Raw genomic sequence first — 18302 nt, 5'->3', positions numbered from 1 at the left:
GCAGGGGAGAGGGCATTGACCTCAGTCACCGTCATCACCGGCGGCAGCCGCGGCATCGGCGCCGCCACCGCCCGGCGGCTCGCCGCCGCCGGCCACGACGTCGCCATCGGCTACCGCCGAGACCACGACGCCGCGCAGGCCGTCCTCGCCGACGTCCGGGCCGCCGGCCGCCGCGGCGTCGCCGTCCCCGCCGACACGACCGACCCCGACCAGGTGCAGCGCCTCTTCGACGCCGCCGCCGACCTCGGCCCGCTGACCGGCCTGGTCAACAACGCCGGCATCACCAGCCCGATCGGCCCGTTCACCGACCTGCGCGTCGACGACCTGCGCCAGGTCGTCGACGTCAACCTCATCGGGTACGTCCTCTGCGCCCAGCAGGCCGCCCGCCGGATGACCCGCGGCGGGACCATCGTGAACGTCTCCTCCGCCGCCGCCACCCTCGGCAGCCCCGGCGAGTACGTCCACTACGCGGCCGTCAAGGCCGCCACCGACACCCTCACCGTCGGCCTGGCCAAGGAACTCGCCCCCCAGGGCATCCGGGTCAACGCCGTCGCCCCCGGCATCATCCGCACCGACATCCACGCCCTGTCCGGCGCACCCGACCGCCCCGACACGGCCGTCGGGCGCATCCCGCTGGGCCGCGCCGGCGAGCCGGACGAGGTCGCCGGCGCCATCGCCTTCCTCCTCGGCCCCGACGCCTCCTACACCACCGGCGCGGTCCTGCGCATCGCCGGCGGCCTGTGACGGCCGGCGGCCGGAGGAAGTCCACCCCGGCCGCCGGTCGCACCGTCCCTAGTGGGTGAACAACTTCGCCGCCGTGATCACCGTCTGCACCACTCCGTAGCCGAGCAGCACCGACACGACCACCCACGACACCACCAGCCGGACCCGCTGCCCGTGACCCGCCTCGTTCACCGCGTGCTCCTCTCCGCCGCCACCGGCTCCGTACCCTCCGTCACGTCCCGACCCGACGCCGGCTCGTGGAACCGCTCCGGCACCGGCCGGATCAGCAGGTTGGCGACGAATCCCACCGCCAGCACCCCGACCATCGTGAACAACGCCGGCCGGTACGCCGCCGCCGTCAACGTGCCCGGCTTGCCCTGCGCGTCCAGGAACGCGTTCACGATCAGCGGACCGGCCACCCCCGCCGCCGACCACGCCGTCAACAACCGGCCGTGGATCGCGCCCACCTCGAAGGTGCCGAACAGGTCCCGCAGGTACGCCGGCACCGTCGCGAACCCGCCGCCGTAGAACGACAGGATCACGCACGCCAGCAGCACGAACAGCGCCGTCGCCAGCTGCCCGACCAGGGCCAGCAACACGTACAGCACCATCCCGACACCCAGATACAGCAGGTAGATCGGCTTGCGGCCGAGCACGTCGGACGTCGACGACCACACGAACCGGCCGCCCATGTTGAACAGCGACAGCAGCCCGACGAACCCGCCGGCCGCCGCCACCGACACCGACGAGGTGCCGTTGTCCCGGAAGAAGTCCTGGATCATCGGGCTCGCCTGCTCCAGGATCCCGATGCCCGCCGTCACGTTGCAGAACAGCACCACCCACAGCAGCCAGAACGACCGGGTCTTCACCGCGTTCGCCGCCGACACGTTCGCCGTGGTCACCAGCGGCTTCGCCGCCACCTGGGCCGGGTCGAAACCCGCCGGCCGCCACTCCGGCGCCGGTACCCGCACGTTGAACACCCCGAACATCATGATCAGGAAGTAGCCGACGCCCAGCGTCACGAACAACCACACCAGCGCCGAACCCGACGCCGTCGATCCCGCGTTCGCCGGGTCGTACCCCGCGTCGTAGAACGACAGCAGCTGCCGGGACAGGGGAGAGGCCACCATCGCCCCACCACCGAACCCCATGATCGCCAGGCCGGTCGCCAGACCCGGCCGGTCCGGGAACCACTTGATCAACGTCGAGACGGGGGAGATGTAGCCGATCCCCAGACCGATCCCACCCAGCACCCCGTACCCGAGGTAGAGCAGCCACAACTGCTTCGTCGCGATGCCCAACGCCCCGACCAGGAAACCGGCGGCCCAGAAACACGCCGAGACGAACATCGCCTTGCGCGGCCCGTTCGCCTCCACCCAGGTGCCGGCCACCGCGGCCGACAACCCCAGCATCACGATCGCGATGCTGAAGATGATCCCGATCGCCGTCTGGCTGGCGCCGAAGTGCGAAATCAAGGAGTTCTTGTACACGCTGGTCGCGTAGACCTGCCCGATGCAGAGATGGATCGCCAACGCCGCCGGGGGGATCAGCCAACGGCTGTACCCGGGCGGCGCGACGGTGTGCCGACGGTCGAGTGCGGAAAGCATGCGCGCTTCCTCTCCGGAAAAATGGCGGAAACTTCCCGCCACATGCCCACCCGGACGGCGGCGGCCAAACCCACCGCGCGCCGGACGGTCGAAACCGTGAGCCGAACGGTCACCGCCGACCCGGACATCCGCCGCTGGCACTGCCGCAGCATGACCGACGACGAGGCCCGCGACTGGATCACCGCCTGGCCGCACCGCTGGCAGGCGGAAACCCCCGCCGGCTGGGCCGTCACCGACACCACCGGCGTCCTCGGCCAGATCAGCCTCCGCCGGATCGACCTGGCCGAGGCAGAGGCCGAGGTGTCGTACTGGGTGCTGCCCACCGCCCGCGGCCGCCGCATCGCCGCCCGCGCCCTGACCGCCCTCACCGGCTGGAGCTTCGCCGAGGCAGGACTGCACCGGGTGTGGCTGCGCCACTCCACCGCGAACCCGGCCTCCTGCCGGGTCGCCCGACGCGCCGGCCTCGCCGTCGAAGGCACCAACCGCGGCGCCGCCCGGCACGCCGACGGCTGGCACGACATGCACCTGCACGCCCGCCTGCGCACCGACACCTGACCGGTCACCACCAGCGGATACGGGGGATGCGACCATGACCTGGTGAAGATCCTCTCCATCCAGTCCTCGGTCGCCTACGGCTACGTCGGCAACTCCGCCGCCGCGTTCCCGCTGCAACGGCTCGGGCACGAGGTCTGGCCGGTGCTCACCGTGCACTTCTCCAACCACACCGGGTACGGTGCCTGGCGCGGGCCGCTGCTCGCACCGGCCGACGTCGCCGACGTGATCACGGGCATCGAGGACCGCGGCGTCCTCGGCGACGCCGACGCCGTGCTGTCGGGCTACCAGGGCGACCCGGCGATGGGCGCGGTGATCCTCGACGCCGTCGACCGGGTGAAGACGGCCAACCCGAACGCCGTCTACTGCTGCGACCCGGTGATGGGGGACGTCGGCCGCGGCATGTTCGTCCGACCCGGCATCCCGGAGTACCTGCGCGACACCGTCGTCCCGCGCGCCGACATCATCACCCCGAACCAGTTCGAGCTGGAGTTCCTGTCCGGCCGCACCACGAACTCCCTGGCGGACCTGCTCGCGGCGGTCGACGTCGTCCGGGAGACGGGACCCCGGCAGGTGCTGGTCACCAGCGTGCTGCACGGCGACATCCCGCAGGGCTCGCTGGAGGTGGTGGCCGTGTCGGACGAGGGCGCCTGGGCGGTCACCACCCCGCTGCTGCCGATCAGCCCGAACGGCGGCGGCGACATCACCGCCGCGCTCTACCTGGCCCACCTGCGCACGACCGGGTCGCCCGCGACCGCCCTGGAGCGGACCACCAACTCGGTCTTCGCCGTCTACGAGGCGACGCTCACGGCCGGCACCCGGGAGCTGCAACTGGTCGCCGCGCAGGACGCGATCGCCCACCCGCCGACCCGGTTCGCCGCCCGCCGGCTGCGCTGACCCCGCACCGGCCCGGCCGTGGCGAGTGTGGCAGATCCGACCGCCTCCCGCCTCCGTGCTGCCTACGCTGCCAGGTAGGCGAGGCGGGGGGGCGGCGGTGACGCGGGTAGCGGTGATCGGGCTCGGCGGCATGGGCACGCCGATGGCGGAGAACATCATCCGGGCCGGGCTGCCCACGGTCGTGTGGAACCGCCGCCCGGACCCGGCGAAGCGGCTCGGCGCGCAGGGCGCGGAAGTGGCCACCAGCCCCGCCGACGCCGTCCGCCGCGCCGACGTGGTGGTCACCATGGTGACCGACGCCGGCGCGGTCCGGTCCATCGCCGTCGACCAGGGCATGCTGGGCGCCCTCCCCGACGGCGCCGTGTGGGCGCAGATGAGCACCATCGGCGTGACCGAGACCGAGCGGCTGGCCGGCCTCGTCGACGCCGAGCGTCCCGAGGTGACCCTGGTGGACGCCCCGGTCGCGGGCAGCCGGGGGCCGGCGCAGCAGGGAAAACTCGTCGTCCTCGCGTCCGGCCCGCAGCAGGCGCGGGACCGGGTGGCGCCGGTGTTCGACGCGGTCGGGCAGAAGACCGTCTGGGTCGGCCCGGTCGGGGCGGGATCCCGGCTGAAGCTCGTCAACAACCTGCTTCTCGCCTTCGTCGCCGAAGGTGTCGCCGCGGCGGCCGCCTTCGGCGACGCCCTCGGCCTGGACCGGGCAACCGTGCTCGGTGCCCTGCACGGCAGTCCGCTGGTGTCGCCCTGGGCCGCGGAGAAGCTGGAGCGGATCGGCCGGGACGACTTCACGACGCAGTACTCGCTCGCCCTGGCGCTCAAGGACGTGGACCTGGCCCTGCGTGAGGTGCCGGCCGGTCGTTTCCCGGCCGCGGCGGCGCTGGCGGCCGAGTGGCGGCAGGCGGTGGAGCAGGGCCTCGGCGGCGACGACCTGACGGTCATGGCGCGGGCGCTCCGCGCCGATCCGGGTGGGGGACGACCGTGACGGAGATCGAACTGACCGACGCCGACCGGCGCGTGGTGGTGGTCGCGGTCGGCAAGGGCGAGGACGCGGTGACCGCCATCAACGAGGCCGCCGCGCGGCACCGCATCCACGGCGCCCGGGTCACCGCCGTCGGCGGGTTCGCCTCCGCGGAACTGGGCTACTTCGACCGCGCCAAACGGGACTACCTGCCCATCCCCGTCCGGGAACAGGTCGAGGTCCTGTCCCTGCTCGGCGACATCGCGGACGACCACGGCCGGCCGGCCCTGCACCTGCACGCGGTGCTCGGCCACCGCGACGGCAGCACCGTCGGCGGCCACCTCCTGCGCGGCGAGGTGTGGCCCACCCTCGAGGTCATCATCACCGAGGTCGGGGCGAGCCTCACCAAACGCATCGACCACGAGACCGGGCTGGCGCTGCTGACCGGCACGACCGGCCCCTGACCGGCGCCGCTACGCCGTTATCCGTGCTCGGGCTCCTTCGGCGGTGCCTGGATCCGGTCGACGCCCCCCGCGAGGTCGGCGAGCCACACGTCGACCTCCACCGGAAGCAGCACCTCCGGCCGACGCTCGCCGGCCGCGACGAGCCGGCGGACCTGTTCGACGACGTCCGCCGCCGGCGCCGCGGCCTCCACCGGACGGTCGACCCGCCCGCCGGGCAACTGGCGGGCCAACTCGCGGTAACCGGACCCGAGCCGCTGCGCCCACCCGATCAGCTCGGCCGACAGGCCTGGCCAGGGCGCCAGGACACCGGGCCGATGACGGGCGAGCAGCGCCTCCGCCCCGTCCACGACACGGTGCCCGACGGCAAGGGCCGACTCCCAGTTCACGTGGGACACCCGTGGTTCCTGGCGCTCCGACTGGTAGCGGATGAAGGACGCGTCGGCGAGAACCCCAGCACGGCGCGCCGCCTCGACCGCCCGCCGATCATGCGCCCGGCCCGCCAGCGCGCCGACCGTCTCCTCGATCACCCGCGCACCCGCGGCGAGGTACGCGGCGGCGTCGCGGCGCAACTCCCCGCCGCCGCCGCGCGGCCACATGAGCAGACCGGCGAGCACCCCGACCGCCGCACCGATCAGGACGTCCACCAGCCGGGCCCCGGCCAGCTGCCAGTCCGTCGGCGTGAGCTGGGCGAAGACGACAATGAGCAGCAGCGTCTGGAACGCCTGCGTCCACGCCAGCCCCAGCAGGGGGCCGACGCCGAACGCCAGCAGCAGGGCCAGCGGCAGGACCGCCGCGTACGCCTCGTGGCCGGGGGAGGCCAGCAGCAGCAGCGCACCGCCGGCGGCGCCGGCGAGCGTACCGACCACCGCGGGACCGAGCGTGGTCCGCGTCTGCGCGGCGGAGGTCCGCATCAGGGTGAGAGTCGCCAGGAGCGCCCAGAAACCGTGCATCAGATCGAACGTCCCGGCGATCACGCGGGCGGCCGCCAGCGCCACGGCCAGCCGCAGCGCCCCCTGGAAGTACACCGAGCGGGGAGTCAGGTGCGCCCGCAACTGCCGCCAGTACAACGACGCGGCGGGGCGCCCGGCGTACCAGAACCGGTCCGCGTCCGGCCGCAGCGCGGATCCGCCGGCGATCCGGGCCGCTGTCGTGAACACCTCGACATGATCGACGAGGGTCTGGCCGATCGCGTACCGGCGCAGGTCGCCGGCCGTCGCCTGCCGCCACGCCGGTTGCGCGGCGGCGACATCCAGGTCCTCCGCCGCAGGGGCCGACGCCTGCCCCCGCGCCTCGACGCCGCAGCGGCGCACCGCCGCCGCCGCATCCCGCAGCAGCCGCGCCATGTCCGGGTCCCGGACCGTACCCGTCGTGGCGCCGGCCGCGAGCGGCTCGGCGGTCCGCAGCAGCTGGCGCAGCGCGGCGGCCGCATCCCGCAGCGCCCGGTCCCGCCGGCTCGCCGACGTCGGACGCTGGGTCATTGGAAGCGCCTGCATCCGCGTCTGCTCGACGGCTTGGACCGCTCGCGCGTGGCACCCGCGTACCGCCTCGCCCGCGCCGGGCCGTCCCGCGAGCACGTCCGCGATGCCGTCGACGAGCGCGGCGAGGCTCCGCGCGGCCTCGGCCAGGCGCTGCGGGAAGGTGACCGGCGCCGGGCCGGGCCAGAGCACCACCTCGGCGAGCGCCACCAGCAGGATGCCGACCGTCACGCCGGCCAGCCGCTGCGGGAGCGTGCCGGGTTGATACGGCGGGAAGCAGGCCAGAATGTAGAACAGCTGGAAGGCGCTGGCCAGCCCGACCAGGCGGGGGCCGCCGGCGCCGGCGAACGCCGCGGCGAATCCGACGACCAGCATGCCGGCCGCCGCCGCCCAGGTCCGCACGGCCAGCACGGTGCCGACCGCCACCAGCACCCACGCCACCGGCAGCGCCGCCAGCAGCGTCCGCGCCCGCTCGACCGGCCGGCCCGGCAACCGGGCGAAGGCGCCCGTCGCGACGGTGCCGAACAACGCGTACGTCGCCAGGACGACGTTGCCCACCCCGTACCGGCAGCCGTAGAAGACGAGGGAGGCGACGAGGGTGAGCCGCGCCGCCCGCCGGACGACCTGGTAGCCCGGGTCCCGGCGGCGCAGCCGGTCCACAACAGCTGCCACGTCGGCCTTCTCCCGGGACGCGACCGGGCGCAACGCCCTCGGACGACAGGCGGGACAGTGCCGCAGTGGGCCCGCCCACCGGCACGACCCCCGACGTTTCCGCCGCTCAGGGCAGCCTAGCCCACCTCGTGACCGGCCATCCGGGCTTCGCACGGCGGGCGACCACACCACGGCACGCCCACGCCGACAGCGCTGGGGAACTCCCGCACGACGTGGCAGGATCACCAGGTGACCAGCACACCCGCCGAGACTCAGCGCCTGCGCGACCTCGCCCGGCTGCGCCGCGTTCGCGACCGGATCGACCGGGACTACGCGAAACCCCTCAACGTCGAGGCCCTCGCGCGCGGCGTGAACATGTCCGCCGGACACCTCAGCCGCGAGTTCCGACGCGCCTACGGCGAATCGCCGTACGCCTACCTCATGACCCGGCGGATCGAGCGCGCGATGGCGCTGCTGCGCCGAGGCGACCTCAGCGTCACCGAAGTCTGCTTCGCGGTCGGCTGCTCCTCACTGGGCACCTTCAGCACCCGCTTCACCGAGTTGGTCGGCATGCCACCCAGCACCTACCGGGCCCGGACCGCCCCCGCGACCGCCGAGATGCCCCCGTGCATCGCGAAACAGGTGACCAGACCGGTCAGGAATCGAGAAGCACAGGCCAGCGAGCCGCAACTAGCGTGACCGGCATGAACATCACCATCCAATACGCCTTCCTCCCGCAGACCGACCCGGACGCCGCCCTGGCCTTCTACCGCGACACCCTCGGCTTCGAAGTCCGCAACGACGTCGGATACGACGGAATGCGCTGGATCACCGTCGGTCCCCCCAACCAGCCGGGCACCTCCATCGTCCTGCACCCGCCGGCCGCCGACCCCAGCATCACCGACGACGAGCGCCGCACCATCCTCGAAATGATCGCCAAGGGCAACAACATCGGCATCACCCTGGCCACCGACGACCTCGACGGCCTCTTCGAACGGCTGGAGGCCAGCGGCGCCGACGTCGTCCAGGAACCGATCGAACAGCCGTACGGCGTCCGCGACTGCGCCTTCCGCGATCCCACGGGCAACCTGATCCGGATCAACGAACTGCGCTGACCAGACCTACCGCTCGACGCCGGTGGGACCGCTCCGGGCAACGCCGCCGGAGACCGCGGAGACGGCCCGCCGCACAGATGGAGACACGATGACCATGGCCACGAAGACGGACACCCAGCCGCCTGCGCCGCGCGGCGCCACCAGCCACGACCAGATCCGCGTGCAGGGCGCCCGCGAGAACAACCTCAAGGACGTCAGCGTCGCCATCCCGAAACGGCAGCTGACGGTCTTCACCGGCGTCTCCGGCTCGGGCAAGAGCTCGCTGGTGTTCGGCACGATCGCCGCCGAGTCGCAGCGGCTGATCAACGAGACCTACAGCGCCTTCGTGCAGGGCTTCATGCCGACGCTGTCGCGGCCGGAGGTCGACGTGCTGGAAGGCCTCACCACAGCCATCATCGTCGACCAGGAACGGATGGGCGCCAACCCCCGCTCCACCGTCGGCACCGCCACCGACGCCAACGCGATGCTGCGCATCCTCTTCAGCCGACTCGGGCAGCCGCACATCGGCTCGCCCAACGCGTACTCCTTCAACGTCCCGTCGGTCCGGGCCAGCGGCGCGATCACCGTCGAGCGCGGCGCCGGCCGGACCAAGACCGAGAAGGCCACCTTCACCCGCCTCGGCGGCATGTGCCCGCGCTGCGAGGGCATGGGCTCGGTCAACGACATCGACCTGACCCAGCTGTACGACGACAGCAAGTCGCTCAACGACGGCGCGCTCACCATCCCCGGCTACAGCATGGACGGCTGGTACGGCCGCATCTTCCGCGGCTGCGGCTTCTTCGACCCCGACAAGCCGATCCGCAAGTACACCAAGAAGGAACTGCACGACCTGCTCTACAAGGAACCCACCAAGATCAAGGTCGAGGGGATCAACCTGACCTACGCGGGACTGATCCCGCAGATCCAGAAGTCGTTCCTGTCCAAGGACGTCGACGCGCTTCAGCCGCACATCCGCGCCTTCGTCGAGCGGGCCGTGACCTTCACGACCTGCCCCGAGTGCGACGGCACCCGGCTCAGCAAGGAAGCCCGCTCGTCGAAGATCAACGGCAAGAGCATCGCCGACGTCTGCGCGATGCAGATCAGCGACCTCGCCGACTGGATCCGCAGCCTCGACGAACCGTCCGTCGCCCCGCTGCTCACCGGACTGCAGCACCTGCTCGACTCGTTCGCCGAGATCGGGCTGGGATACCTCTCGCTCGACCGGCCGGCCGGCACCCTGTCCGGGGGAGAGGCCCAACGCACCAAGATGATCCGGCACCTCGGCTCATCCCTCACCGACGTCACCTACGTCTTCGACGAGCCGACGATCGGCCTGCACCCGCACGACATCCAGCGGATGAACAACCTGCTGCTGCGGCTGCGGGACAAGGGCAACACCGTACTGGTCGTGGAACACAAGCCCGAGACGATCGCGATCGCCGACCACGTCGTCGACCTCGGCCCGCGCGCCGGCACCGAGGGCGGCGAGGTGGTCTTCGAGGGCACCGTGGAAGGGCTGCGAGCCAGCGGCACCCTCACCGGGCGGCACCTGGACGACCGGGCCGCCCTGAAGCCCGACACCCGCACCCCGTCGGGAGCGCTGGAGGTACGCGGCGCCCGCACCCACAACCTGCGGGACGTGAACGTCGACATCCCGCTCGGCGTGCTGGTTGTGGTGACCGGGGTCGCCGGCTCCGGCAAGAGCTCACTGATCCACGGCTCGGTCGCCGGCCGCGACGGCGTGGTGGTCGTCGACCAGGGCGCCATCCGCGGTTCGCGACGCAGCAACCCGGCGACGTACACCGGCCTGCTCGAACCGATCCGCAAGGCGTTCGCGAAGGCCAACGGGGTGAAGCCGGCGCTGTTCAGCGCCAACTCCGAAGGCGCGTGCCCCACCTGCAACGGCGCCGGCGTCATCTACACCGACCTGGGCGTCATGGCCACCGTCGAAACCACCTGCGAGGAGTGCGAGGGCAAACGCTTCCAGGCGTCCGTGCTGGAGTACACGCTGGGCGGCCGGAACATCGCCGAAGTGCTCGCCATGTCGGTGGCCGAGGCCGAGGAGTTCTTCGCGCAGGGCGAGGCACGTACGCCGGCCGCCCACAAGATCCTCGACCGGCTCGCCGACGTCGGGCTCGGCTACCTCACCCTCGGCCAGCCGCTCACCACGCTGTCCGGCGGCGAGCGGCAGCGGCTCAAGCTGGCCGCCCAGATGGCCGAGAAGTGCGACGTGTACGTCCTAGACGAGCCGACCACCGGCCTGCACCTCGCCGACGTCGAGCACCTGCTCGGCCTGCTCGACCGGCTGGTCGACTCCGGCAAGTCGGTCATCGTCATCGAGCACCACCAGGCGGTCATGGCGCACGCGGACTGGATCATCGACCTGGGGCCGGGGGCCGGCCACGACGGTGGCCGGATCGTCTTCGAGGGGACACCGGCCGACCTCGTCGCCGCCCGTTCGACGCTCACCGGCGAGCACCTCGCGGACTACGTCGGCGCCTGATCGGACCCCGGCTGGGACGAGGACCCTCGTCCCAGCCGGACGAGGTCTCCGTCCAGATTCGATAATCTACATTATGTCAAGTAAGGCGGCTCCGGCCCTCCTCCGGGCAGCTCCAGCGGGGCGGTGATCCGGAAGTCGCGGTCGACCGCCGTGACGAGGGCCGCACCACGTACGCCGAGTCGTGCGTCGCGCGCCCACGCGTCGAGCCGGGCCAGGAAGCCGCGCAGATCGGACTGCGCGGACGCCAGCAGTTCGGCCAGGTGCGCCGGGGTCAGCTCGACGTACGGGCCGCGCCGGTCCGGCCCGCCGTGCTGCCACACCCGCAGCAGGCCGCCACGTGCCTCGATCTCCGGTCCTGGGTCGTGGCCCAGCCAGGGCGTGCCGCCGTCGAGGGCCGACGTCCACTCCCGCCAGTCCTCCAGCCCCGCGCAGCAGCCTGGTGACACGGTCGCCCCGGTGGCCGGGTCGTCCAGTCGTAGACCCCCGGCGGCGAGCAGCAGGTCTTCGCGCAGCAGCGCGTCCACCACCTCGTCCCGGCCGCCGGGCGGCGCGACGTCGAGGTCGGCCGCCAGGATCGAGACGAACAGTTCGATCTCCTCCGGCGGGCTGCCCGCGTGCAGCGTGAGCCACGGGCCCGTCGGCGTACGTGCCGGCCAGATCCGGGTCGGATCAGTCGGCAGCTCGACGACCGCGCGGAGGGTGATCATGTCGCTCATTCCACCGTGCGGCCCGCTCCCCTACGGCCCGCCGTGCCCAGAACGCGAAATTCATGCATAATATCCCTTATGCATGACAAACCGGGCGAATCGGTAGGGCGATTGATCGAGGAGTTCCTGACCGACCGGGCCACCCGGAAGCCCTCCCCTCACACCGTGGCGGCGTACCGGCGGGACCTGACCACGATCGCGGCGCTGACCGGCCCGGACGACACCACTCCCCTCCCCCTCGACCGGGTGCCGATCACCGCCCTCTCCCCCCGCGTCATGCGGGCGGCGTTCGCCCGGTTCGCCGCTCCCCGCGCCGCCGCCTCCGTCCACCGTGCCTGGTCCACCTGGAACAGCTTCTTCACCTTCCTGGTCGCCGAGGGCGTCGTACCCGGGAACCCGATGCCGGCGGTGGGGCGGCCCCGCGCACCGCTCCCCCGCCCGAAGCCGCTGCGCGGCGAGGACACCCCGGAGGAACTGCTCGCCGCGGTGGCCCGGGAGGACGGACGGCAGCGCGACCCGTGGCCGGAGCGCGACGTGGCGGTGCTGGCGCTCGCCCTCTGCGCCGGGCTGCGCCTGTCCGAGCTGCTGGCGCTGCGGGTGGCGTCGGTCGCCGGGCGGGACGGCGAGCGGCGGGTGGACGTGGCCGGCAAGGGCGGGCGTTTCCGTACGGTGCCGATCGAGCCGGGCCTGGATCGGGTCGTGACGGACTACCTGGACAGTCGCCGGCGGCGCTTCGGCGCGCGCAGCGTACGGCCGGACTCGCCGTTGCTGGTGGATCGGCGGGGCGAGCCGCTGCGCCGTGGTGGCCTGCAGTATCTGGTGGAGTCGTGTTACCGGCGGGCGGGGATCGGTGACCGGGTGCCGAAGGGGGCGCGGCTGCACGCGTTGCGGCACACGTTCGCGACCCGGTTGGCGGAGGACGGGGCGAGTGCGGCGGAGATCATGCGGTTGTTGGGGCACGCGTCGTTGGCGTCGTCGCAGACGTACATCGAGGTGACGGCGGGGCAGCAGCGCGCGGCGGTGCGGTCGAACCGGACCAACCGGGCGTTGCTGGGGCTGACGATGCGTGCCGGGGGTCGTGGGGCGTGAACGACGGTGACGGCTCGGCCGGTTCCGGTCCGGAGAGTCGGGCCGGAGCCGGAGTGGGCGCGAGGGACCGCGGGACCGGATGGGTTCTCGAGTGGGCGTCGGCGGGTGTCCTGCCGACCGGCCTTGGCTGGACCAAATGCCGGCATTCCGGGTGGGCTGCGATGTCTGACCGTGATGCTGTACCTATGCGAGACGTCGCTGATGTTCCAGTCGTCGGCGGGCCGGCCGACGGGCGCACCGCCACCGTCGAACTGGACGATCTTGGGCAACCGCCGGCCGAGTTGCACCCGGGTGAGATCGACGTGGACGGCGACGGTTTGTACGTGCGGGCGCCCGTGGTCGGTGCCGGGCCGCCCTGGACCTATCGCTGGCGGTCGGCGGCCCGTTGACCGCAGCGCCAGGGCGGGTCGGACTCGACGTGGTCCGTCCGGCGGGTGCCGCCGGTCGTCGGCGCGGAGCCGGCCCGGTCGCTGTTCGGCGCGCTCGCGGTCGTGGGGGCGCTGCCCGCCGCTGTCCCCGTGCGGCCCGGCGGCCGGCTGCCCGTGGCTGGTGGCCCCGAGTTGCGCCGTCGAGGTGCGGTCGCGATGGCAGGATCGCCGGGATGCGGGTGGGTACGGCGCGGGCGGTGGCGGTCGGCTGGGTGCGCGAGCGGGTGCGGCGGGATCCGGGTATCGGGGGCGCGTTCTTCAGCGGGTCGACGGTGGGGTTGCCGGATGACGCGGTGCTGCCGGCGTCGTCGGACGTGGACGTGTTGCTGGTGCGGGACGGTCCGGGCGCGAAGCTGGGCAAGTTCCGGCACCGGGGGGTGCTGCTGGAGGTCAGCACGGTCAGCTGGGACGAGTTGGGTGGGCCGCGGGACGTGCTCGGGTCGTGGGTGTTCGCCCCGTTCTTCCGTACCGACACGGTGATCGTGGATCCGGCGGGTCGGCTGGCGGCGATCCGGGAGCGGGTGTCGGCGGGGTACGCGGATCCGGTGTGGGTGCGGCGGCGCTGCGCGGGGGTGCGCCGGCGGATCGAGGCGGGGCTGCGGCGGCTGGACGACGCGGCGCCGCTGCACGAGCAGGTGCTGGCGTGGGTGTTCCCGACGTCGGTGCTGGCGTTGCTGCCGGTGGTGGCGGGGCTGCGGGATCCGACGGTGCGGCGGCGGTACGTGCGGGCCCGGGAGGTGCTGGCCGGGCACGGGTTCGCCGACCGGTATCCGGAGTTGTTGGCGACGTTGGACGGCGGTGGGGTGGGGCCGGGGCGGGTGCGGGAGCACCTGGCTGGGCTGGCGGTGACGTTCGACGAGGCGGCGCGGGTGGTGGGTACCGGGTTTCCGTTCCGGGCGGACGTGAGCGTGGCGGGTCGGCCGGTGGTGGTGGACGGCGGCGCGGAGCTGATCGGAGCGGGCGCGCACCGGGAGGCGATGTTCTGGATCGTGGTGACGTACGCGCGGTGTCACGCGATTCTGGCGACGGGCGCCCCGGCGCGGGAGCGGGTGTTGCGGCCGGCGTTCGAGGCGGCGGTGGCGGACCTGGGCGTGCTGTCGGCGGAGGATCGGCGGCGCCGGGCGGACGGGCTGCTGGGGTCGCTGCCGGGGTGGCAGCGGGTGGCGGATGCGATCGTCGGGCGCGGTGTGGCAGGCTGAGGTGGACGCGACTGGCGGCACGGGGATGGCAGCAACCATCGGGGAGCTTCGTCGCGGGGGTCGACCGCCTGGGCCTCCGCGGGCGAGGTGTGGCATGTCTTCTTCGGGTGCGACGGCCCGGCTGCTGCCGGGTGGGCCGGTGGCGGAGCAGGTGCTGGCGGAGGTCGCCGATCAGGTGGCGGCGCTGCGCGCGGCGGGGGTGACGCCGGCGTTGGCGACGGTGCTGGTGGGTGACGACGACGCCAGCGCCGGGTACATCCGGATCAAGCAGCGGCAGGCGGCGGAGCTGGGTTTCGACTCGCCGCACGTGCACCTGCCGGCGTCGGCGTCGCAGGCGGATCTGCACGCGGTGCTGGAGGACTTCAACTCCGACAAGGGTGTGCACGGGGTGCTGGTGCAGTATCCGATCCCGGGGCACCTGGACTACGACCGGGCGCTGGCTGTGCTGGATCCGGACAAGGACGTCGACGGGATGCACCCGGTGAACATGGGCCGGCTGGCGTTGGGGCTGCCCGGGCCGCTGCCGTGCACCCCGGCGGGGATCGAGGCGCTGCTGGCGTTCCACGGGGTGCCGGTGGCCGGCCGGGAGGTGGTGATCCTGGGTCGGGGCGCCACGCTGGGGCGGCCGTTGGCGATGCTGCTGGCGCAGAAGCGGCCGACGGCGAACGCGGCGGTGACGGTGGTGCACACGGGGGTCGCGGACTGGCCGCGGTACACCCGGCGGGCGGAGATTCTGGTGGCGGCGGCGGGCGTGCCGGGGATCGTGCAGCCGGAGCATGTGCGGCCGGGCGCGGTGGTGGTCGGCGGCGGCGTGCGGTACGAGGGGCGGCGGCTGCTGCCGGACGTGGACGAGTCGTGCGCGCGGGTGGCGGGGGCGATCACGCCGCGGGTCGGTGGGGTGGGCCCGACGACGGTGGCGATGCTGTTCCGCAACGCGGTGCGGGCGGCGCAGCGGGCGGCCGGGCTGGGCTGAGCCGGGTCAGGGTGTGTTGACGGGGCGGCCCAGCCAGGTGGAGAGCCAGTCGAAGGCGGGTGCTTCGACGGCTCGCCAGGTGGACGGGTTGTGGCCGCCCCCGTCTACGTAGCTGGTGGTGAGGGCGATCGGTGGGCGGGCCAGCCGGCTCAGCGCGCGGGTGTCGTGCATCGCGTGGTGGTCGGCGCGGCCGCAGGACAGGTAGAGGGCGACGGCGGGGCGGGGCAGGTGTTGCAGCCGCCAGATGTCGTTGTTGAGGGTGTGTTCGGTGCCGTCGCCGATGGTGAGGCCGGGGTCGGCGTAGCCGGAGAGGCTGGCCGCGGCGGCGTACCGGTCGGGGTGGCGTAGTAGCAGGTTGGTGGCGCAGTAGCCGCCGGCGGACAGGCCGGTCAGGCCCCAGGCGTTGCGGTCGGTGCGTAGCCGCAGGTGGGTGGTGGCCCAGGCGGGCACGTCGGCGGTGAGGAACGTTTCGGTTTGCGGGCCGTGGGTGAGGTTGACGCATTCGGTGTCGAGCATGGTGTTGGGCGTCTGGTAGGGGAACAGCACGACGGTGGGGGCCATCCGGCCGGCGGCGATCTCCCGGTCCAGGTGGCCGGGGGCGTCGAGCAGTTGCAGCCAGCCGGCGGGTGAGCCGGGGTAGCCGTGCAGCGCCTCGATGACCGGGAAACGCTGCTTCGGGTGGGTGTCGTAGGCGGCCGGCAGGTAGACGTACATGGGCAGGTTGAGGCCGCTGGCGGTGCCGGGGACGGTGACGGTGAGGACCCGGCCGCCGTGGTGGCCGTCGGCGCCGGTGGGGATGGCGGTGGTGCCGGTCGCGGCGGCGTCGGGCGAGCCGAGCAGGTCCGCCCACCTGGTGTACGTGGCGCTCTGCCGGTTGGCCCAGGCCAGCCCGACTGCGGCGGTGGTGGCGAGGCAGAGCAGACCGGCGACGGCTCGCACGGCGTGCCGCCGTGGGCCGTGCGGCGTGTCCCAGATGGCGGCGAGGAGCACGGCGGCGGCGACGGCGAGCGCGACCGCGGTGAGCTCAGTGGGGATGCTGTCGGGTGACATGGGTGTCTGCCGTCGAGGGTGGGTTGGCCGGTGGGTGCGGGTGCCGGGGGTGCTGCGCGGGCGGGATCAGCGGGGCGGGGGCGGCCAGTGGCGCCGGGGTGTGCTGGCAGGCCCACCGCAGGGCGGCGGGCAGGCCCCGGCCGGGGCCGGCCGGGAGGTGGGTGGTGGCCGCGGCGGTGGGTGCGGTGACGGCGAGGGCTTCCCCGGTGGGCAGGGCGGGCGGGGTGCGGGCGGGGGTGTCCGCGACCAGGGCCAGGGCCGGGTAGCGGTCGGGTGCGGCGTGCACGACGGCGTCGGCGAGGGCCTGCCGGCGGGTGGTGGTCACCAGGGCCCAGCTGTGGCCGGTGACGCGCAGGTCGCGGGCGAGGCTCAGCGGTACGGCGCCGGCCAGGACGCCGGGGTCGACGGTGGGGGCGGGTCGGGTGAACACCAGCACGGCGGGGCCGGCGGTGACGGCGGCGCGGGCGGCGTCCTGGTCCTCGGTGGGGGTCCAGCGGTCGTCGTCGGCGACGACGAGGACGGCCGGGTAGCGCCAGTCGGGGTGGCGCAGGTAGCCGGCGGGCACCACGACGGTGGGTGGGGTGGCCAGGTGCCAGTCCTGCCAGCCGGTGGGCCGCCAGTCGACGGTGACCGGGGTGTCCGGGTCGGTGGTGCGGTGGCTGAGCCAGCGGTCCAGTCGTCCGGGGTGGTCGTCGCGGCCGGCGGTGGTGTTCCCGCCGGTGTGCAGCAGGTCGTTCCAGGAGGTGTAGAACTGCTCCTGCCGGTTGACGGCCAGGCCGACGGTGAGCAGCACGAGCAGTTCGGTGAGCAGGACGGCGGTGGGGCGGACCAGCAGCCGGGCCCGGCGTACGCGGGGCCAGCCGACCACGGTGGCGCCCGCGGCGGCGAGGGTGGCGGCCGTGGCCAGGGCGAGCAGCGGTATGCCGGTGAGGGACACCTCGTGCCTCCCGTCGTCGCACCATCGTTACCACGGTCGCCGCCGCGGCCGGTGGGGAATGCCCGGCCCGGGGTCGGGGCGAGGGTGATTGTGATCCGGTCGGCTGGGTGCCGGCCGAGGGGTGCCTGGGAGTGGGCTGACGGTGTGGTTCAGCCGAGGTCGACGACCAGCGGCCGGTGGTCGGAGATCACCGACAGCGGGGTGTCGACGGCGGTGACGGGTGGCAGCCGGTGCCGGTCCTGCCGGTCGGCGAGGATGTGGTCGAGCTGCACCCGGGGCTGCCCGGCCGGGTAGGTGGGGCGGCGGCCGAGGGGCGGCCAGCCGGACAGCAGCCCGGCGGGGCCGGCGGGGAGGTTCAGGTCGCCGAGGAGGATCCGCGGGGCGGGTAGCGCGCGCAGGGCGCGTACCACGCGGCGCAGTTGCAGGATGTTCCAGCCGGGCACGAAGGACAGGTGGGTGGCCGCGACGGTCAGCGGCCCGTGCGGGGTGTCCAGGACGGCGGCGAGGACGACGCGGGGTTCGTCGTGCAGCAGCACCAGTCCCCCGCCGGCGCCGGGTACGTAGACCGGGGAGCGCACGGGGGCGGGGCGCAGGCGGGTGACCTGCCAGGAGCGGACGGGGTACCGGCTGACCAGGCCGACGCCGTAGAGGGGTTCGCCGTGCCCGTCGTCGTCGTGGGTCAGCGGACGGAACCGTTCGCCGGGGGTGCCGACCACGGCGGCGGCGAAGTGGTGCTCGGGGGCGTCGAGGGCGCGGGCGGCGATGGCGGTCAGGTCGAGCTTGCCGCTGCGGGACTGGTCCCGGTCGACCTCCTGCAGGGCGAGCACGTCGGCGTCGAGCGCGGCGACGGCGCCGGCGAGCCGGTCGGGGTCGACGAGCCCGTCGGTGAGGGAGCGGCCGTGCAGCAGGTTGAACGTGGCCAGGCGCACGAGCACACCCTACGTCCCCGTGGCAGGCTTGCCGGGTGCTCAAGCTGCTGCTCTGTTCGATGCTGGTGT

At 73.5% G+C, this 18302-nt stretch carries 19 protein-coding genes and 1 riboswitch; of the genes, 12 read left to right on the top strand and 7 right to left on the bottom strand.

The window, feature by feature from the left end; all coding sequences use genetic code 11:
- Positions 1–15 precede the first annotated feature (15 nt).
- Positions 16–744, top strand: coding sequence for an SDR family oxidoreductase (locus ACGFI9_RS00320; RefSeq protein WP_393173228.1), 729 nt, complete (start codon positions 16–18; stop codon positions 742–744).
- A gap of 48 nt (positions 745–792) precedes the next feature.
- Here ACGFI9_RS00320 and ACGFI9_RS00315 read toward each other — a convergent pair whose 3' ends face one another.
- Both ACGFI9_RS00315 and ACGFI9_RS00310 read right to left on the bottom strand, forming a co-directional pair.
- Positions 793–915 carry a hypothetical protein gene (locus ACGFI9_RS00315; RefSeq protein WP_265006863.1) on the bottom strand — a complete coding sequence of 41 codons (123 nt, stop codon included), beginning with the start codon at positions 913–915 and terminating at the stop codon, positions 793–795.
- Entirely contained in the window at positions 912–2330 is a 1419-nt protein-coding gene (locus ACGFI9_RS00310; protein ID WP_393173226.1) for an OFA family MFS transporter, read from the bottom strand. The genes ACGFI9_RS00315 and ACGFI9_RS00310 overlap by 4 nt, the downstream gene beginning before the upstream one ends.
- A 21-nt stretch (positions 2331–2351) precedes the next feature.
- On the opposite strand from ACGFI9_RS00310, the gene ACGFI9_RS00305 reads away from it, so the two are divergent.
- The 4 genes from ACGFI9_RS00305 to ACGFI9_RS00290 all read left to right on the top strand — a co-directional run bounded on the left by ACGFI9_RS00305 (position 2352) and on the right by ACGFI9_RS00290 (position 5198).
- Complete coding sequence (locus tag ACGFI9_RS00305) at positions 2352–2885, top strand: GNAT family N-acetyltransferase (protein ID WP_393173224.1); 534 nt, start codon at positions 2352–2354, stop codon at positions 2883–2885.
- Positions 2886–2927: 42 nt separating this feature from the next.
- Positions 2928–3779, top strand: a complete 852-nt coding sequence (gene pdxY / locus ACGFI9_RS00300; protein ID WP_393173222.1) for a pyridoxal kinase PdxY — start codon at positions 2928–2930, stop codon at positions 3777–3779.
- Between the two features lie 97 nt (positions 3780–3876).
- A complete protein-coding gene (locus ACGFI9_RS00295; RefSeq protein WP_393173220.1) occupies positions 3877–4758 on the top strand; it encodes an NAD(P)-dependent oxidoreductase in 882 nt (293 codons plus the stop codon).
- A complete protein-coding gene (locus ACGFI9_RS00290) occupies positions 4755–5198 on the top strand; it encodes a PPC domain-containing DNA-binding protein (protein WP_393173218.1) in 444 nt (147 codons plus the stop codon). The genes ACGFI9_RS00295 and ACGFI9_RS00290 overlap by 4 nt, the downstream gene beginning before the upstream one ends.
- Before the next feature lie 17 nt (positions 5199–5215).
- On the opposite strand, the gene ACGFI9_RS00285 is transcribed toward ACGFI9_RS00290, so the two are convergent.
- Complete coding sequence (locus ACGFI9_RS00285; protein ID WP_393173216.1) at positions 5216–7345, bottom strand: FUSC family protein; 2130 nt, start codon at positions 7343–7345, stop codon at positions 5216–5218.
- Between the two features lie 228 nt (positions 7346–7573).
- On the opposite strand from ACGFI9_RS00285, the gene ACGFI9_RS00280 reads away from it, so the two are divergent.
- From ACGFI9_RS00280 to ACGFI9_RS00270, 3 genes are all read left to right on the top strand, one after another.
- Entirely contained in the window at positions 7574–8023 is a 450-nt protein-coding gene (locus ACGFI9_RS00280; RefSeq protein ID WP_393173214.1) for a helix-turn-helix transcriptional regulator, read from the top strand.
- A gap of 5 nt (positions 8024–8028) precedes the next feature.
- Positions 8029–8439 (top strand): VOC family protein, encoded by a 411-nt coding sequence (locus ACGFI9_RS00275; protein ID WP_393173212.1) that lies wholly within the window; start codon positions 8029–8031, stop codon positions 8437–8439.
- Positions 8440–8527: 88 nt separating this feature from the next.
- Positions 8528–10921: an ATP-binding cassette domain-containing protein gene (locus ACGFI9_RS00270; RefSeq protein WP_393173210.1), complete on the top strand. Its 2394-nt coding sequence runs from the start codon at positions 8528–8530 to the stop codon at positions 10919–10921.
- 71 nt (positions 10922–10992) lie between these two features.
- On the opposite strand, the gene ACGFI9_RS00265 is transcribed toward ACGFI9_RS00270, so the two are convergent.
- Positions 10993–11628: a hypothetical protein gene (locus tag ACGFI9_RS00265; protein WP_393173208.1), complete on the bottom strand. Its 636-nt coding sequence runs from the start codon at positions 11626–11628 to the stop codon at positions 10993–10995.
- A 78-nt stretch (positions 11629–11706) separates the two neighbouring features.
- Here ACGFI9_RS00265 and ACGFI9_RS00260 point away from each other — a divergent pair, with 78 nt between their 5' ends.
- The 4 genes from ACGFI9_RS00260 (at position 11707) to ACGFI9_RS00245 (ending at position 15317) form a co-directional block, all read left to right on the top strand.
- A complete protein-coding gene (locus ACGFI9_RS00260; protein ID WP_393173206.1) occupies positions 11707–12717 on the top strand; it encodes a tyrosine-type recombinase/integrase in 1011 nt (336 codons plus the stop codon).
- Positions 12718–12902: 185 nt separating this feature from the next.
- A complete protein-coding gene (locus tag ACGFI9_RS00255) occupies positions 12903–13106 on the top strand; it encodes a hypothetical protein (RefSeq protein ID WP_393173204.1) in 204 nt (67 codons plus the stop codon).
- A gap of 212 nt (positions 13107–13318) precedes the next feature.
- Positions 13319–14344, top strand: coding sequence for a hypothetical protein (locus ACGFI9_RS00250; protein WP_393173202.1), 1026 nt, complete (start codon positions 13319–13321; stop codon positions 14342–14344).
- A riboswitch (ZMP/ZTP riboswitch) is annotated at positions 14342–14425 on the top strand. Its footprint overlaps the gene before it by 3 nt.
- Before the next feature lie 13 nt (positions 14426–14438).
- Positions 14439–15317, top strand: coding sequence for a bifunctional 5,10-methylenetetrahydrofolate dehydrogenase/5,10-methenyltetrahydrofolate cyclohydrolase (locus ACGFI9_RS00245; RefSeq protein WP_393173200.1), 879 nt, complete (start codon positions 14439–14441; stop codon positions 15315–15317).
- A gap of 6 nt (positions 15318–15323) precedes the next feature.
- Here ACGFI9_RS00245 and ACGFI9_RS00240 read toward each other — a convergent pair whose 3' ends face one another.
- The 3 genes from ACGFI9_RS00240 to ACGFI9_RS00230 form a co-directional block, all read right to left on the bottom strand.
- Positions 15324–16367: an alpha/beta hydrolase gene (locus ACGFI9_RS00240; RefSeq protein WP_393173198.1), complete on the bottom strand. Its 1044-nt coding sequence runs from the start codon at positions 16365–16367 to the stop codon at positions 15324–15326.
- Positions 16342–17304, bottom strand: a complete 963-nt coding sequence (locus tag ACGFI9_RS00235) for a hypothetical protein (RefSeq protein WP_393173196.1) — start codon at positions 17302–17304, stop codon at positions 16342–16344. Before ACGFI9_RS00235 ends, ACGFI9_RS00240 begins: the two co-directional genes overlap by 26 nt.
- Positions 17305–17453: 149 nt before the next feature.
- The gene (locus ACGFI9_RS00230; RefSeq protein ID WP_393173194.1) at positions 17454–18233 is read right to left on the bottom strand and encodes an endonuclease/exonuclease/phosphatase family protein; all 780 of its coding nucleotides are present in this window, start codon (positions 18231–18233) and stop codon (positions 17454–17456) included.
- Between the last annotated feature and the right edge of the window lie 69 nt (positions 18234–18302).

Source organism: Micromonospora sp. NPDC048930, from assembly GCF_043197935.1.
Classification (GTDB): domain Bacteria; phylum Actinomycetota; class Actinomycetes; order Mycobacteriales; family Micromonosporaceae; genus Micromonospora.
The sequence above is the reverse complement of the archived record's forward strand: the minus strand, read 5'-3'. Positions and strand labels throughout refer to the sequence as shown.

Bases quoted from the DNA above. Each gene is read 5' to 3' on its own strand.
- ACGFI9_RS00310 (WP_393173226.1), bottom strand. From the start codon at position 2,330: ATGCTTTCCGCACTCGACCGTCGGCACACCGTCGCGCCGCCCGGGTAC.
- ACGFI9_RS00305 (WP_393173224.1), top strand. From the start codon at position 2,352: ATGGCGGAAACTTCCCGCCACATGCCCACCCGGACGGCGGCGGCCAAA.
- ACGFI9_RS00275 (WP_393173212.1), top strand. From the start codon at position 8,029: ATGAACATCACCATCCAATACGCCTTCCTCCCGCAGACCGACCCGGAC.
- ACGFI9_RS00270 (WP_393173210.1), top strand. From the start codon at position 8,528: ATGACCATGGCCACGAAGACGGACACCCAGCCGCCTGCGCCGCGCGGC.
- ACGFI9_RS00265 (WP_393173208.1), bottom strand. From the start codon at position 11,628: ATGATCACCCTCCGCGCGGTCGTCGAGCTGCCGACTGATCCGACCCGG.
- ACGFI9_RS00260 (WP_393173206.1), top strand. From the start codon at position 11,707: ATGCATGACAAACCGGGCGAATCGGTAGGGCGATTGATCGAGGAGTTC.
- ACGFI9_RS00255 (WP_393173204.1), top strand. From the start codon at position 12,903: ATGCGAGACGTCGCTGATGTTCCAGTCGTCGGCGGGCCGGCCGACGGG.
- ACGFI9_RS00250 (WP_393173202.1), top strand. From the start codon at position 13,319: ATGCGGGTGGGTACGGCGCGGGCGGTGGCGGTCGGCTGGGTGCGCGAG.
- ACGFI9_RS00245 (WP_393173200.1), top strand. From the start codon at position 14,439: ATGTCTTCTTCGGGTGCGACGGCCCGGCTGCTGCCGGGTGGGCCGGTG.
- ACGFI9_RS00240 (WP_393173198.1), bottom strand. From the start codon at position 16,367: ATGTCACCCGACAGCATCCCCACTGAGCTCACCGCGGTCGCGCTCGCC.